The following is a 14,243-nucleotide window of genomic DNA, read 5'->3' as shown; positions in this document are numbered from 1 at the left end:
CGTTTATTTTCCGTTCTTCGCGTCGTTTGCTGCGGCCTTGCGTCGACTGCGCAGCGTGCGCAGGTCGGCGTACAGATGTTCGAACAGCCCGCCGATCCCGCCCAGGCCGACGCGCATCACATGCGAGAGACTCTTGAGCGGCGTGTCCACTTCGCGCCCTTCCGCCCAGCCGGTCCAGGCGTCGGCGCGCGCGAACGTGCTCTGCACAAAGTCGAGTTCCTGTTCGCGCGTCATGGCAGCAAATTTCAGGCCGACGCGGCCCGGCACTGCATAGGTGACATCGGCGGGAAACACGAACTCGTCGTGGCCGCGAAACAGCGACACGACGACCTTCTCATGCAGCGGCACCTGGATCGCGGCGGGCAGTTGCAGCGCGAGGCCGCCTTCCGCGTAGTCGACCGTTTCGCAAGTCAGCGTGCGGCCCGTCGAAAAGCGCAGCGACGCCGGAATGCGCATCGCGACGCGGTGCGTGGAGCGCACCTGGCGCTGCTCGCGCGCCGCCGCGACGCTCGCGCCGAGAATCAACATGTTGTAGCCCGTCCATGCGAGGTTCAGCACGGTCGTCTGCACTTCGCTGTGCGAACTGGCATGCAGCGCGATATGCACGCACCCGACAACAAAGCCGATCAGGTTCAGCGCCAGCAGGATCAGATACGGACGCGAAATGGCCCAGTCGAAATACTGCTCTTCGATCCGGCCGCCCTTCGCTGTCACGTTGAACTTGCCGAGCTTCGGGTTGATCAGCGCGAGCAGCGTCGGCGCCGTGATGTACGACGCGAGCACCGACTCGTAGACCTCGGACCAGAACGAGTGGCGGAACTTCTGCTGCATCCGCGAGTTCGTGATGTTCGCGTGGAACATGTGCGGCAGCGCGAAGATTGCGATCGTGCCCGCCGCCGCCTGGATGATGTGCGCGTTGAAGAACAGGAACGACAGCGGCGCCGTCAGGAACACGAGACGCGGGATGCCGTAGAAGAAATGCATCATCGCGTTCAGATAGCAAAGCCGCTGGCCGAACGAGAGCCCGCCGCCCGTCAGCGGATTGTCGATCCGGAAAATCTGCGTCATGCCGCGCGCCCAGCGGATGCGCTGGCCGATGTGTCCGCCGAGACTTTCCGTCGCGAGACCCGCGGCTTGCGGAATCGCGAGATACGCTGTTGTGTAGCCTTTGCGGTGCAGCTTGAGCGCGGTGTGCGCGTCTTCCGTCACGGTCTCGACGGCGATGCCGCCGATTTCTTCGACCATCGTACGGCGCAGCAGCGCACATGAGCCGCAGAAGAACGTTGCGTTCCACAGGTCGTTGCCGTCCTGCACAAGGCCGTAGAACAGCTCGCCCTCGTTCGGCACCTTGCGGAACGTGCCGAGATTCTTTTCGAACGGATCGGCGGAAAAGAAATGGTGCGGCGTCTGCAGCATCGACAGCTTCTTGTCGCGCAGGAACCAGCCGAGTCCCACTTGCAGAAACGAGCGCGTCGGAATGTGATCGCAGTCGAAGATCGCGAAGTATTCGCCGTCGGTGATCTTCAGCGCTTCGTTGATGTTGCCCGCCTTCGCGTGACGGTTGTGCGAGCGGATCGTCCACGCGACGCCGACTTCCTCGCAGAACGCCTTGAACTCGGGACGGCGCCCGTCGTCGAGCACGTGAATGGACAGCTTGTCTTTCGGATAGTCGAGCGCGATCGCCGCGTAGACGGTCGGCTTCACGACGGAGAGCGGCTCGTTGTAGGTCGGAATGAAGATGTCGACGGTCGGCCAGTCGTTGCGGTCGACAGGCAGCGGCAACGGCTTGCGCCGCAGCGGCCAGGCCGTCTGGAAGTAGCCGAGCATCAGCACGAGCGCCGCATAGACTTCCGCCGACACCAGCAGCAGACCCCACGCGGCGTCGAGCGGACGCTCCCAGTAAGTGGTCTCCGTCAGACGCCAGTACATATAGCGGCCCGTCGCGATCACCGACAGCATGATCATCACGAGCGTCGCGTAATGGCCTTTCGCGCGCCGGAACAGCAGCGCACAGACGAAGCAGCAGATCGCGAACGTCAGTTGCTCGCCGAACGCGAGCGGCACCGTGAACACGAAGAACAGCGCCGCCAGCGCGAACAGCACCAGCACGATTGTGACGGGCGTGCTGCCGATAATGCGTCCGTCGATCAGATGCGACGCGAGCCGGTCGAAGCGCGAGCGACGTGGCGGCTCGGCGTCGACGGCTTCGAGGATGTCTTCGGGCGCGGTGCTCATGCGACGTTCCTCGGCAACCTGGCCTGACCGTTCAGGCATGCGCCCAGCCATTCGCCGCACGCGCGCAGATCGGCGGCGGCCTGGCTGTGCGTGTCGTAGTGAATCACGGTCGTGTCGTACGCGAGCGATTCGCTGACGCCCTGATCGAGATGGATGACGCCCGGGAACAGATGACCGGCGAGCGCATCGCGCAGAACCTTCACGACGTCTTTCGTGAGACTGCGGCTCTGGTCGACCTGATTGATCACGTAGCCGTAACCGATGAAATCTTGGCGCGGCAACGCGTACGTCTGGATCAACCGCTCCATCTGCGGAATCGCCGCGTACGACGCGGCATCGGCGATCACGACGTTCAGCACGAAGTCGGCGGCCAGCAAGGCAGCGCGCGTGTAGACGGTCGCGCCAGGCGGCGTGTCGATCAGCACGATGTCGTTGGCGTCGAGCGCCAGCGATTCGAGCGATTCGCGGATCAGATACGGATCGCTGTCGAGCCGCGCCTCGAACACGCGCCGGTCGTCTTCGTTCAGCGCGCCGTGCGGCAAGGCCGTGATGCTGTCGATACCGTCGAACATCACCGTGCGCCACGATGCGCCCGACAATGTCGCGCGTGCGACGCCGTCGTAGTTGTCGATAGGAATGCCGAAGTGCAGACGCAGCGCGTTCTGCGGATCGAAGTCGACGGCGATCACACGGCGACCGTTCGAGCCGAGCACGGACGCGAGATTCGCGGCGAGCGTCGTCTTACCGACGCCACCTTTTGCAGAGACAACCGAGACGACTCTCATGCGTCACCATCCGCCTTGTAGCGCGAACGGAAGGTGTCGCGCAGTGAACGGGCAGGCGCTGCCGGGGCGCCCGACAGACGCGCGAACAGCGCCGACAGATCTTTCGACGGCGCGGCGGCGGATGCCGTGGATTGTGCGGCGGGCTTGCTTCCGAACAGACCCGAAAGTATCGAGCCGCCCTGCTGCTGTGCGGGCGTCGAAGGCGCTGCGCGCGGGCTCTCCGGAACCGGATTGTTAAATGGGGAAGAAGCAAACGTTTGGCGTTTACTTAAAAAAGGGGGCGCCGGGATGGCTTGTGCGTCATGTTGTGGCACGACCGGCGTCGGAGCCGCAACCGCCGTAGCAGTAGACGAAGCCGCCGTCGCAGCAGACGAAGCCGCCGTCGCAGCCGACATGCTCGGCGCGTTGGCGGCAGCACTGTTGCGCTCCGGCGAAGGCGCAACGGTCGGCGGCGGGCTGAAGCGGTTTGCGCCCGGCTGTGCGGACGCGACGGGCGGCGGCATCGTCGCATGTCGATGACCGCGGGCGAACAGCGGCAAACGCGTCGGCGCGGCGGGCTCGGCGGCGGACGCTTCACTTTGTGCCGCCGACGACGAAGCGGCCGACTCCGCACGATGGACCGGCGCTGCCGCCGTCACGGGGCGCCCCGCATCCGGCACCGGCCCGGCATGCGCGATATCGAGCGCGTTCAGCAAAGGCCAGCGCAATGCTGCCTGCTTCGCTTCGTCATCGCGCGCGACTTCCTGATATTGCCCGGCGTCGCCACCGAAGCGCCGGAACAGATTACCGACGTCGTCTGAAACGCTCATGATGTTTCCTCTACTTGTCCTGCGCATCCCTGCACTACAACAGCGTGTTCCGTCAGAGCCCGCTGTTTCACTATATGGTTAACGTCGCCGCCGACGCCAGGTTTAGTGCGCGTCAGTCAAGGCGACTTCAACAGTCTGAACTCGTACGAATGAGCGTTCGCGCTTTGATATTCCTGCAACGCCAGCGAGCCCGCGCCCAGTTCATTCAGCCAGTGCTGATACGCGCCTTCGAGAAAAGCCGACGCCCACGCCGCCGCCCGTTCGCCGAATACGGCAAGCGGTGCGCAGGCATGCTCGATGGAAAGATAATCGTCCCGTTCGACAAGACGCACGAAGCCCCAGTCGAGTTCCGACCAGACGGCGTTGAGAAAGGAAGCGAGGTCGTCGAGCGTCGTGCAATCGCCGGCAGGATACCTTGCGGCAAAACGTGCGCCGATGCGCGCCATCAGTATGCGTAGTTGCGACGGATCAAGCTGTGTCTCGAACTCTTCGGCGAGCGCGCTGAGAAAGCCGCGCCATTGCACGGACGTCTGATGTCGCGTGTAATAGTCGAGCAGGGTTGCCGTGTGTTCGTCTTGCATGTCCGAGAGGTTGATTACGTGCGCGTATGGTTGACCGGCATGGCACTGGTAAACCAGTATCGAACACCGTTACTTCGACAGACTGATTTGTTGAGCGAACCGTCACAATGGGCGTCGCCAGCATAGCATCGTTCAGGTGGCGATAAAAAGGCAACCGGCATTGTTGCGGATGTGGAAAGCGGACGACGAGCGATTTTTTTGCGCTTGCTCTTTCGCATGGGCTCTGGGCGGTTGATCGAATGCTTCATTCGCCTACGCATTCTTCCATTGCCTTACGTCAAAATGCGGTTCAAATACCGGTTTCGCCCTGCTTCAATTGAAATGCTTCGGGAGTCAAACGATGAACATCACCGACGAACGCGCCGTTCAGTTTCTCAGCGCCATTCGCAAGCCCCTACTTGTGCTGCATAAGGCCATACTCGATCACGAGCGCGCATTGTATGAGAAGGAGTTCGGCCCCGTCACCCCGGCCGCCTTCCTGCAGGTGCTGATCAACGGCACGGGGTTTCGCTGGCTGAATCCGTTGTCGACGGTAATCGCAAATGTCGATGAGATTCTCGACGATAAAGAAGTGACGAGTGCTGATCGCGTGGCGGCGGTTGAATCCGTCGCGGGACTTTTCTCCGAGAATTTACCAGGCAATATTTTCCTGCCGCATTACCGGCAAATTTTGCAGCACAGTCCCGCGATATTGCACGCGCACGGACAAGTCGCGCCGATTTTGAAGTCGATCGAATCCGGCGATTAATCGGCTTCTTTGTTTCGCATTTGAGTCGTTATTCAAGGTGCAAATCTGCATCGGGAGTTGAATACGCATGACGCACTGGACGCTCGATCAGCAGTTCACGTATCGCGATCAGACGGTTCGTTATCGGACCTTCGGCGATGGACCGCCCGTCGTGCTGATTCACGGCACGCCGTTTTCGTCGTGGGTCTGGCATCGCATCGCGCCGCATCTCGCGCGCGACCGCAAGGTCCATGTCTACGACCTGCTCGGCTATGGCCAATCGGAACGGCGCGATGGCCAGGATGTGTCGCTCGGTGTGCAGAACGGCTTGCTCGCCGCCCTGCTCGAACACTGGAAGCTGAATACGCCCGCGAATTTGCCCGATGTCGTGGCGCATGACTTCGGCGGCGCGACGGCGTTGCGCGCGCATCTGATCGACGGTTGCGATTATGCGAGCCTCACGCTGATCGATCCCGTCGCCGTCGCTCCGTGGGGATCGCCGTTCGTGCGGCATGTGCGCGAGCATGCAGCGGCTTTTGCGGGTCTGCCCGCTTATATTCATGAGGCCGTCGTCAACGCATACATTCGCGGTTCGATTGCAAGGGCGATTGCCGACGACGAACTCGCGCCTTACGTCGCGCCATGGCTCGGCGAGGTCGGTCAGCCCGCGTTCTACCGTCAGATCGCGCAGATGGATCAGCGCTATACGGATGAAGTCGAAGCGCGCTATCCGCACATGCGTTGCCGCACGCAGATTCTGTGGGGCGAGGACGACGAGTGGATTCCCATCGAACGCGGCAGGCAACTGGCGAGCGTCATTCCGGACGCGCGTTTCCAGCCGGTGCCGAACGCCGGGCATCTGATGCAGGAAGACGCGCCCGAGGCCATCGTCGCCGCGGTGTTGCGCTGGCTCGGGTAAGCATCAAACAGAAAGGCTCCGGCGAAGTGAATTTGCCAGAGCCTTTCCGTGAAGCGTCGAGGTGAAGCGCGCGTTATCCGCGCTGATGCGGCAGATACGGCATCGGATCGATCGGCTTGCCGTCGTGACGCAGTTCGAACAGCACCGACACGCGCGAGTTGTTCTCGTTACCCATCTCGGCGATCTGCTGCCCCTTGCGCACGATGTCGCCCGTCTTCACCAGCAGCTTGCGGTTGTGCGCGTAGGCCGTCAGAAAGTCCTTGTTGTGCTGGACGATGATCAGGCTGCCGTACTCGTTCAGACCGGTGCCGGCGTACATGACCTTGCCGTCGGCGGCCGCGCGGATCGGATCGCCCGCCTTGCCGCCGATTTCGATGCCGCGCGTTTCGCCAGGCTGAAACCCGCCGACGACATTGCCCTGCGCCGGCCAGATCAGCGCCACGCCTTTCGCGTGACGCGCCACTTCGGCGTTCACTTCGCGCGCTTCGGCGGCGCTCGGCGCGGGCGCGCCTGTTGCGGGCGCAGTGGCGGTCATCGTGTTCGGCGTGGCATTCTGGGCGTTCGTAGCGCTCGTGGCGCTCGTGGCGTTCGTAGCGTTACCCGCCCCACTGCTCACCGCCGGATTCGACGCACCGCTGGCTACCGCCGCGACACCATTCGACGCCTTACCGGTCGCCTGGCCCGCAGATGGAGCAGCAGGCACGGCGACCATCTTCACTGCATCCGGCGACGACACCTTCAGCGGCTGTCCGATATGCAGCCGCGCGGACGGCTTCAGATGATTCCACGCGACGATCTGCTTGACCGTCACGTTATGACTGCGCGCGATGCGAACCAGCGAATCGCCGCGGCGCACCTTGTAGATCACGGGCGGCACCGGCTGCGCGACCATCTGCGGCGCGGGCGCTGCTGACGCCGCGTCCGTTGCCGTCTGCGCGGTCGATGCCGCGTCGTTGTTCTTCGCTTCCTGCTCGCCGACATGCGCGCAGGCGCCCAACATCAAGGCGAGTGTGAAGCTCGCGAAACTGGCCCAGGTTCTGTCGAAACCATTCTTCGACATATGCTCTCCCGCGTTATTCGTTCAAAGAGCGGATGCGCGCTTTGCCCGATCAGCCGATGTCTCAGACACCCGCCGACAGCGCGCAGCATGCCGCCTCGTTGCGGCCTCAACCGTCCGGCCAGCAGCCGGAATGCCCTTGCAAAGTGGAGCCGCGTCAAACGCGATGCGATCTTCCACCAAAAGGGTCGGATTAGCCTTTTAAATCCAAGCCGCATTGTAAAGTGCCGTCATCGCAAAAGCCGACGCGCGAACACTTCGATACAAATGTTTATTAGCGGTATTGTTGGCGTGCTTCCGCGCCGCCGAAAACCCCGGCCGCGCTTCGCCCATACCGCTCTATTTCATATCGGCATGTAGCGCGCGAAACTTGAGAAGCGTTCGCGGCGCTTACCTGGATGGAGACAACGATGGCTCTCGTAGCGGAATCGAAAACGATCAGCGTGACGATCGCGCGCGACTGGCGCGAGGTCTACGCGTTCATGGAACACCCGCTGTCGTTCGCGCAATGGGCGTCGGGGCTCGGCAAGCCGTTGCGCGGCGAAGGCGTCGAGTGGACCTTCGAAAGCGCGGACGGCAGCCCTGTCACCGTGCGCTTCACGCCGCGCAATCCGCATGGCGTGCTCGATCATCGCGTGATCACCGGCAAGGGCGATGAGATCGCGATACCGATGCGCGTCATTCCGAACGGCGACGGCGCCGACGTGCTGTTCACGCTGCTCCGGACGCCCAACATGAGCGACGCGCAGTTCGCCGCCGACGCCCAATGGGTCGAACGCGATCTCGCCGAACTGAAACGCTTCCTCGAGCAACGATAAAGCGCAGGCCCGCTCGCTCAGGCGCGCACGATCGACACGCCTGGCGCTTCGAACGGCGCGGTGGTCGACTCGGGCGTGCCCTTCTCGACGATGATCGTGCTCGCCGCCTCGATGCCCGCAATCATGTACGCCGACGCCGCGTTCAGTTTTTCCGACGATGCCAGCACGATCGTCTCGGCGGCCCGCGCCATGAGCGCGCGCTTCACGTAAGCCTCCTCCAGATCGCCCGTGCTCAGCCCCGCTTCGGGGTGGACGCCCGTCACGCCCATGAAGTAGAGATCGGCGCGCACGTGGCCGAGCGCTTCGATAGCGGCCGCGCCGACCGTCACCATCGAATGACGGAACAGCCGCCCGCCGATCACGACGACTTCCAGCGCCTCATGCTCCGCGAGTTCGACCGCGACGCTCGGACTGTGCGTGACGATTGTCGCGTGCAGATCGACGGGCAGATGTCGCGCTAACTGGATCGCCGTCGTCCCGCCATCGACGAACGCAATCTGGCCCGGCGCGATCATCTGCGCGGCCGCCCGGCCGATCGCCGCCTTCGCCTCCGAGCCGATCGCCCGCCGGCCCGCGAGATTCGCCACCGCCGGCGACGCAGCGAGTGCGCCGCCATGCACGCGCTGCAATTTGCCCTCGGCGGCAAGCTCGCGCAGATCACGGCGCACCGTATCTTCCGACACGCCGAATGTGTCGCTCAGCGCCTTGGCGAGCACCTGGCCGTCGCGCCTGAGCGCGTCGAGAATCAGCTTCTTGCGTTGGGAGGTCAGCATTCTGTTTGTCTGATCAAAGGCTTACGCAAAATTGCACGAATTTTCTTGATATTGCACGAATCTGCACGATACCATCATTCGACGACGCGGCCAATCGGGCTACGTCCTTGCCCGATCGTGATCGCTCGATCGGCTTGTGAAACCGAAACAGGGAACGCTCATGAGCGAAACGGCTGACCGCGTGCGTATCGTCGATGTGCAGGTGCTGTCCGACGACTGGTACGTGCTGAAGAAGACCACCTTCGATTACCGGCGCGGCGACGGCAGCTGGCAGCGGCAAAGCCGCGAAACGTACGATCGCGGCAACGGCGCGACGCTGTTGCTCTACGATCCGCGACGGCGCACCGTGGTGTTGACGCGGCAGTTTCGCTTGCCCGCGTTCGTCAACGGACACGAAGGGATGTTGATCGAAGCGCCTGCCGGACTGCTCGAAATGGCATCGCCGGAAGCGCGGATCCGCGCGGAAGTCGAAGAGGAAACGGGCTATCGCGTGGAGTCGGTGCGCAAGGTCTTCGAGGCGTTCATGAGTCCCGGCTCGGTGACCGAGAAGCTGTATTTCTTCGTCGCCGAATATGATGCGGCGGCGCGTGTGAGCCGCGGCGGCGGCGTCGCCGACGAAGGCGAGGATATCGAGGTGCTCGAACTGCCGATCGACCAGGCGCTAACGATGATCGCGCATGGCGAAATCATGGACGGCAAGACCATCATGCTGCTGCAATACGCGGCGCTTCATCTGTTTGCGCAGTGATGTGTTGAGGCGATGGCAGAATAAAAAAACCCGTCGGGCTTCGCATGAAGCGCGACGGGAAATGCGTGGAAATCTGACGACACAAATGTCGCTTGCTGCCTGCCTCGATCAGAACTTGTGGCGAATCGCGGCGCGGAATGCGAGCTGGTTCGACGTCGACGACGGCGCTTGCGTGCCGAGGATGAACGCATTGTCCATGATCGAGTTCGTTTTGTCGCCCGCGACCTTCTGATACATGCCCTGCACGTAGAAGTCGGTGCGCTTCGAGATGTTGTAGTCCGCCATCAGACCGACGGAATGCACCTTCGGCTTCACGCCGCCCGTCGATGCATCGTAGTTCTCCAGCGTGTACACGTATTCGCCGCCGACATAGAACGCGGGCGTCAGCTGGTACTTTGCATTCAGCTCGAAGTTCTGGAAGCGCAGGCGGTTCAGCGTCGAGCCAGCCGCGACGATCGCGCCCGGGGTGCCGAGGTAGCCGTTGCCCGTCGGGTTGTTGTAGGTGGAGTTCGTGTACGTGAAGCCGACCGTCGCCGAACCGAACGCGTAGTTGATGCCGCCACCGAACACACGCATGCGCTGCGCGAAGAAGCTGGCGTCGTTGGTCGCGATCGCGCCCGCCGATGTCGCGCCCGTGTTGTTCGCCTGCAGGTACGCCGCTGCGAGCAGCAGGCCGCCCGTCGCATACTGCGCGCCGAAGCTGTATTGACGGTTGTTGGCGAAATTCGTGTCGTTGCTGAAGCTGTACGTGCCGCCGAACTGGAAGCCGGCGATGTCCGGGCTCGCGTACTTGACCGTGTTGTTGACGCGGAACGAGTTGTCCGTGTTGTCGTTGTCGAACGGATGCGAGAACAGATAGCCCGACCAGTTGCCGTTCGACGTCGTCTGCGCGAGGTAATCGACGAGAGAATCGTATTGACGGCCCAACGTGACGGTACCGAAGCGATCGTTCGAAATACCGACATACGCCTGACGACCGAACATGCGGCCGCCCTGACCTGCACGGCCGCTATTCAGATCGAAGCCGCTCTCGAGCGTGAAGATCGCCTTGTTGCCGCCACCCAGGTCTTCCGCGCCCTTCATGCCCCAACGGCTGCCTTGCGCATAACCGCTTTGCAGCTCGACGACACTGTGGCCGCCGACACTGTTCGTGTAGTTGACGCCTTCGTCGATCACGCCGTACAGCGTGACGCTGCTTTGTGCGAACACGGGAGCGCCAAACGCGGCCGAGGCGGCCAGCGCGATGACCTGTTTCTTCATTGGATGATCTCCGATCTTGGTAGAGGTGTTGATTGGCGTGCTGAATGAATTTAACTTTTTATTCGGCATGCTTACTATTTGTTCAGCTTCTTGCCGTTTTGTTTGCACGCAGTTCCGGCGCAACTACAACGCCGCTGCTACTCAGGATGCATGCAACGGACGAGATGCTGCCCGAGCGCCATCGCCCAGTCCAGTTGAAGTCGGGACGGCTTCGAAAATCGTTGTGAAATGCCCACGAATGGTGCATCAATTCGTGCAATTGAATCTGCCTGACAGATCAATTCGAAGAAATGTCACCGTGTTGTCGATGCAGAGAGCTCTGCGCGGCGAATCGGAATTATCCGATTGGTCATGTTGAAACGTCTTCGTATCCTCTGCGCCTCTATGCGGTGCGCGCTTAAAAGAACTACAGAGCTTTCGATCGGGATCGCTGCTCAATTGTGCGCACCAGGTACGTCGATACGCAGCAGGGAGGCATTGATGAAAACGACTGATCGCACGATTTCAAGCGATACGCGCCGCGCCATTCCAGCTCACGGTGAAGCGCACGAAGCACACTTCATCGGGATCGCCGTATTCGACGGTTTCTCGATGTTGCCCGCGGCCGAAGTCGTCAACGTATTCGACAAGGCGAATCAGGTGCTGGCGGCTGGGCCTGGCGGGCTGCCTTGTTATCGGACAGCTTTCGTCTCCAGTCATGGAGGAAGCGTATCCAGTTCCGCGAAGATCGATGTGCTGACGCAGAGTGTCGAGCGGCTTTTTGCTATGCGCGCGCTCTTTGTTGCGAGCGGAGAACCGACTGTGGGCTTCGAAACCGATCTCCGATTCGTCGAATGGCTTCGCGAGACTGCACGTCGCGCCGATGACCTTTTCGCGATCGGGAATGGCGATGCGCTGATGTCCGCGATTGGCGAGTCGCGCGGACGTTTCGATATTCGATTCCCGCTTGCTGGGTCTATGGGTGTCATCGCGCGCTCGGCCGTGCGACTGGCCCTCGAACTGGTTCGACAGGACTTTGGCGTGGCCGTTTTGCGTCGCGTGCTCGAGTTGATTCCGGATACAGGATTGCCCGAGTTCACAGCCATTGCCGGCGATAACGCAAAGTCGATCAAGGACAAGATTCACGAGAGCGCACAGTGGATCTCACGTAATTGCAATAAGGCTATTTCCGTTACGGTCGCTGCGCAGACGGCTGGGATGAGCGAGCGCTCTTACTTGCGACACTTTCGCGCGGAAATGGGCATCAAGCCCTCGGAACACCTGCGACGCTCGCGCGTCGAGCTGGCTGCTGCGATGCTTGAGTCGAGTGATTTGCCCGTCGACAAAATCGCACGGCGATGCGGGCTGACGAGCGGGGAATGTCTGGCGAGGTTGTTTCGGCAGGTTTGGCAGATATCGCCGACGGAGTATCGGGGGCGGGTTCGCTCTATTTCTACTGATGCATCAAGAAGCGCGCAATTTGAACGTCATCGGCCTACTTAAACGATGCTGACACCTATTTCCAAAGCCGCGGACTTTCTGTGTATTTCGGTGTCTGCTTATATTTCGAAATGCATTGTCTTCCATGACGAGAGTGCGTTCTCACATATAGACGGATTACTCGGCCTTCTCGGATTTGCGCTACCGTTCATCACCTTTCGACTAACGCGGGTTTATCAGCCGTTTCGCTATGAATCGGCGATTAACAATGTGATGCGTGCGCTGGCTGCATGGCTTGTTGCCCAACTGGTTTTGGCGGCGATATCGCACGGCTATCCCGGCAGCGAACTGCGAGGCCACTGGCTGCTCTGGTGGACAGTTATTGCCGCATGCGCGCTCATCGTTGGACGGTGCGCAATTCATGTTTTGCCGTCGCTGATTCGCTCGTGGCGTTTTGCACCAATGCGAGTAGCTATCGTGGCGGCGTGTTCTGCAAACGATGATTTGCTTGGCCGAATCGCGCCGCAGGTCAGAAGGGTGTTCATCCCAGAAGTGATCTACGATCCATATCTTTCCTTTAATACGACGATCGGCATTATTCCTGCAGTGAAATCGTTGGCAAAGCTTAAAGAGATCGTACGAGCAGAAAAGCTCCGTGAAATATGGATTGTCAACTCGCTATTTCAGCCCATCTCCGTCGAAGATCTCTTGCAAGCGTTTTGTGACGACTTCGTCAATATACGCGTACTGCCGATATTGGAGGTAGGCGCGTCTACCACATCCGTTGTTGATGACTTTCGTGGGATTCCCATACTGAACGTCATGGCAACGCCGGAACGCAATTGGGAAACCGTGCCGAAGGAAATCTTTGATCGCGTATTCGCATTCTTTGTTTTGGTCAGCATTTCCCCGATTCTTATCGCGATTGCAATCGCAATCAAATTATCGTCGCCGGGTTCCATCCTCTTCCGGCAGCACCGTAAAGGCGTGAACGGCGATGTTTTTTCCATTTATAAGTTTCGCACGATGTACCAAGGTGCAGATAAGCCGGGCACTGTTGTCCAAGCGCGAAAGGGGGACGCCCGCGTTACCAAGGTCGGACGTTTCTTGCGTAGCACCAGTCTCGACGAGTTGCCGCAGTTTCTCAATGTTCTTAAAGGAGAGATGTCTGTTGTCGGACCTCGGCCTCACGCCGTGGAGCACGACGAGTACTACAAGAACGTCGTGCAGCACTATATGTTTCGGTATCGGATCAAACCGGGCATCACGGGGTGGGCACAGGTCAATGGATTTCGCGGCGAGACGGCCGAGATTCGGATGATGGAAGCGCGGGTCAAGTTCGACCTGTATTACATCCAGCATTGGTCGTTCTGGATGGATATGAGGATCATTTTCCTTACCCTTGCGAATGGGTTTGTAGGACGGAGTGCTTACTAGTCCATTAAGACAGTTAAATCCCCTGATCAAATACTTTATTGGAAATAGACTATGAGTGATCCGGATCGACTCGAACAACTTGACGCCTTGCGGGGTATCGCCGCGCTAACGGTCGATTCATGAAATTCGATGTGACGTCGAACGAGATATTGAAGCAACATCGGCCGATTTGCGGAGGTCAGTTGAAGGGTGAGTGCAAAGCCACTCACAACGAAAAAAAACATTACAGCCTCATGTCCACCGGCTATCAGGCGAACAGGGGTATGTCGTAACCAACTCAGTGGTTGAAGGGTGATCGTGCTCGCCGCCGCCCTGACCGTACCGATCAGCTATCTGATGTACCAACTCGTTGAAAGACCTTCAATCCGAACTGGTACGCTGCTCGCAAGGTCGCTGGCGTTCGGCCGATAACGGTCACGACTCTGGCTAGAGTGCATCACTCAAACAGAAGTTTGTAATCATCACTCGGATTCCGACGCTTGCCGTAGTCGCAGTTGCAATCGACTTCTTTGATAAAAGACAATCCGATCGACAATTTATGGAATGTCATTTTGGTGATTTCGACTTTATGTTCTCTCATCCAATATTTAGTTTTCCTATTTGCTTTTCAATATTTTAAATTTAATCAGATTGTGAATTGAAAATCAATGATGATAGATACGCAACCCTTGACGG

Annotated in this window: 13 protein-coding genes; 6 read left to right on the top strand and 7 right to left on the bottom strand. The window is 60.1% G+C overall.

Annotation, left to right across the window (positions count from 1 at the left end):
* Positions 1-3: 3 nt before the first annotated feature.
* The 4 genes from bcsA to bcsD form a co-directional block, all read right to left on the bottom strand.
* Positions 4-2,235, bottom strand: a complete 2,232-nt coding sequence (gene bcsA / locus QEN71_RS08565; protein ID WP_201654743.1) for a UDP-forming cellulose synthase catalytic subunit — start codon at positions 2,233-2,235, stop codon at positions 4-6.
* Entirely contained in the window at positions 2,232-3,020 is a 789-nt protein-coding gene (gene bcsQ, locus QEN71_RS08560; RefSeq protein ID WP_201654746.1) for a cellulose biosynthesis protein BcsQ, read from the bottom strand. Before bcsQ ends, bcsA begins: the two co-directional genes overlap by 4 nt.
* Positions 3,017-3,829 carry a cellulose biosynthesis protein BcsP gene (bcsP, locus tag QEN71_RS08555; protein ID WP_201654749.1) on the bottom strand — a complete coding sequence of 271 codons (813 nt, stop codon included), beginning with the start codon at positions 3,827-3,829 and terminating at the stop codon, positions 3,017-3,019. The genes bcsQ and bcsP overlap by 4 nt, the downstream gene beginning before the upstream one ends.
* 116 nt (positions 3,830-3,945) lie before the next feature.
* Positions 3,946-4,410, bottom strand: coding sequence for a cellulose biosynthesis protein BcsD (gene bcsD, locus QEN71_RS08550; RefSeq protein WP_201654752.1), 465 nt, complete (start codon positions 4,408-4,410; stop codon positions 3,946-3,948).
* A 340-nt stretch (positions 4,411-4,750) separates the two neighbouring features.
* Here bcsD and QEN71_RS08545 point away from each other — a divergent pair, with 340 nt between their 5' ends.
* Both QEN71_RS08545 and QEN71_RS08540 read left to right on the top strand, forming a co-directional pair.
* Positions 4,751-5,158, top strand: coding sequence for a hypothetical protein (locus QEN71_RS08545; RefSeq protein ID WP_201654755.1), 408 nt, complete (start codon positions 4,751-4,753; stop codon positions 5,156-5,158).
* A gap of 67 nt (positions 5,159-5,225) precedes the next feature.
* Positions 5,226-6,056 carry an alpha/beta fold hydrolase gene (locus QEN71_RS08540; protein WP_201654757.1) on the top strand — a complete coding sequence of 277 codons (831 nt, stop codon included), beginning with the start codon at positions 5,226-5,228 and terminating at the stop codon, positions 6,054-6,056.
* Between the two features lie 73 nt (positions 6,057-6,129).
* On the opposite strand, the gene QEN71_RS08535 is transcribed toward QEN71_RS08540, so the two are convergent.
* Positions 6,130-7,116: a peptidoglycan DD-metalloendopeptidase family protein gene (locus QEN71_RS08535; protein ID WP_201654760.1), complete on the bottom strand. Its 987-nt coding sequence runs from the start codon at positions 7,114-7,116 to the stop codon at positions 6,130-6,132.
* A 407-nt stretch (positions 7,117-7,523) separates the two neighbouring features.
* Between QEN71_RS08535 and QEN71_RS08530 the strand changes: the two genes are divergently transcribed.
* Positions 7,524-7,931, top strand: coding sequence for an SRPBCC family protein (locus tag QEN71_RS08530; RefSeq protein ID WP_201654763.1), 408 nt, complete (start codon positions 7,524-7,526; stop codon positions 7,929-7,931).
* 17 nt (positions 7,932-7,948) lie between these two features.
* On the opposite strand, the gene QEN71_RS08525 is transcribed toward QEN71_RS08530, so the two are convergent.
* Positions 7,949-8,704, bottom strand: coding sequence for a DeoR/GlpR family DNA-binding transcription regulator (locus tag QEN71_RS08525; protein WP_201654766.1), 756 nt, complete (start codon positions 8,702-8,704; stop codon positions 7,949-7,951).
* A gap of 160 nt (positions 8,705-8,864) precedes the next feature.
* Between QEN71_RS08525 and QEN71_RS08520 the strand changes: the two genes are divergently transcribed.
* Positions 8,865-9,452 (top strand): NUDIX domain-containing protein, encoded by a 588-nt coding sequence (locus tag QEN71_RS08520; protein WP_201654769.1) that lies wholly within the window; start codon positions 8,865-8,867, stop codon positions 9,450-9,452.
* Between the two features lie 108 nt (positions 9,453-9,560).
* Here QEN71_RS08520 and QEN71_RS08515 read toward each other — a convergent pair whose 3' ends face one another.
* Positions 9,561-10,712 (bottom strand): porin, encoded by a 1,152-nt coding sequence (locus QEN71_RS08515; protein WP_201654772.1) that lies wholly within the window; start codon positions 10,710-10,712, stop codon positions 9,561-9,563.
* A 480-nt stretch (positions 10,713-11,192) separates the two neighbouring features.
* Between QEN71_RS08515 and QEN71_RS08510 the strand changes: the two genes are divergently transcribed.
* Positions 11,193-12,194 carry a helix-turn-helix domain-containing protein gene (locus QEN71_RS08510; protein WP_201654775.1) on the top strand — a complete coding sequence of 334 codons (1,002 nt, stop codon included), beginning with the start codon at positions 11,193-11,195 and terminating at the stop codon, positions 12,192-12,194.
* 3 nt (positions 12,195-12,197) lie between these two features.
* A complete protein-coding gene (locus QEN71_RS08505; protein ID WP_201654778.1) occupies positions 12,198-13,568 on the top strand; it encodes an undecaprenyl-phosphate glucose phosphotransferase in 1,371 nt (456 codons plus the stop codon).
* Positions 13,569-14,243: the final 675 nt, after the last annotated feature.

It is taken from the genome of Paraburkholderia sabiae, assembly GCF_030412785.1.
GTDB classification, from domain to species: domain Bacteria; phylum Pseudomonadota; class Gammaproteobacteria; order Burkholderiales; family Burkholderiaceae; genus Paraburkholderia; species Paraburkholderia sabiae.
Note: the sequence above shows the minus strand (reverse complement) of the source record. Positions and strands in the feature narration are given on the sequence as shown.

Excerpts from the sequence above, each read along its gene's own strand:
- bcsA (WP_201654743.1), bottom strand. The coding sequence starts at position 2,235 with ATGAGCACCGCGCCCGAAGACATCCTCGAAGCCGTCGACGCCGAGCCG.
- bcsQ (WP_201654746.1), bottom strand. The coding sequence starts at position 3,020 with ATGAGAGTCGTCTCGGTTGTCTCTGCAAAAGGTGGCGTCGGTAAGACG.
- bcsP (WP_201654749.1), bottom strand. The coding sequence starts at position 3,829 with ATGAGCGTTTCAGACGACGTCGGTAATCTGTTCCGGCGCTTCGGTGGC.
- bcsD (WP_201654752.1), bottom strand. The coding sequence starts at position 4,410 with ATGCAAGACGAACACACGGCAACCCTGCTCGACTATTACACGCGACAT.
- QEN71_RS08545 (WP_201654755.1), top strand. The coding sequence starts at position 4,751 with ATGAACATCACCGACGAACGCGCCGTTCAGTTTCTCAGCGCCATTCGC.
- QEN71_RS08540 (WP_201654757.1), top strand. The coding sequence starts at position 5,226 with ATGACGCACTGGACGCTCGATCAGCAGTTCACGTATCGCGATCAGACG.
- QEN71_RS08535 (WP_201654760.1), bottom strand. The coding sequence starts at position 7,116 with ATGTCGAAGAATGGTTTCGACAGAACCTGGGCCAGTTTCGCGAGCTTC.
- QEN71_RS08530 (WP_201654763.1), top strand. The coding sequence starts at position 7,524 with ATGGCTCTCGTAGCGGAATCGAAAACGATCAGCGTGACGATCGCGCGC.
- QEN71_RS08525 (WP_201654766.1), bottom strand. The coding sequence starts at position 8,704 with ATGCTGACCTCCCAACGCAAGAAGCTGATTCTCGACGCGCTCAGGCGC.
- QEN71_RS08520 (WP_201654769.1), top strand. The coding sequence starts at position 8,865 with ATGAGCGAAACGGCTGACCGCGTGCGTATCGTCGATGTGCAGGTGCTG.
- QEN71_RS08515 (WP_201654772.1), bottom strand. The coding sequence starts at position 10,712 with ATGAAGAAACAGGTCATCGCGCTGGCCGCCTCGGCCGCGTTTGGCGCT.
- QEN71_RS08510 (WP_201654775.1), top strand. The coding sequence starts at position 11,193 with ATGAAAACGACTGATCGCACGATTTCAAGCGATACGCGCCGCGCCATT.
- QEN71_RS08505 (WP_201654778.1), top strand. The coding sequence starts at position 12,198 with ATGCTGACACCTATTTCCAAAGCCGCGGACTTTCTGTGTATTTCGGTG.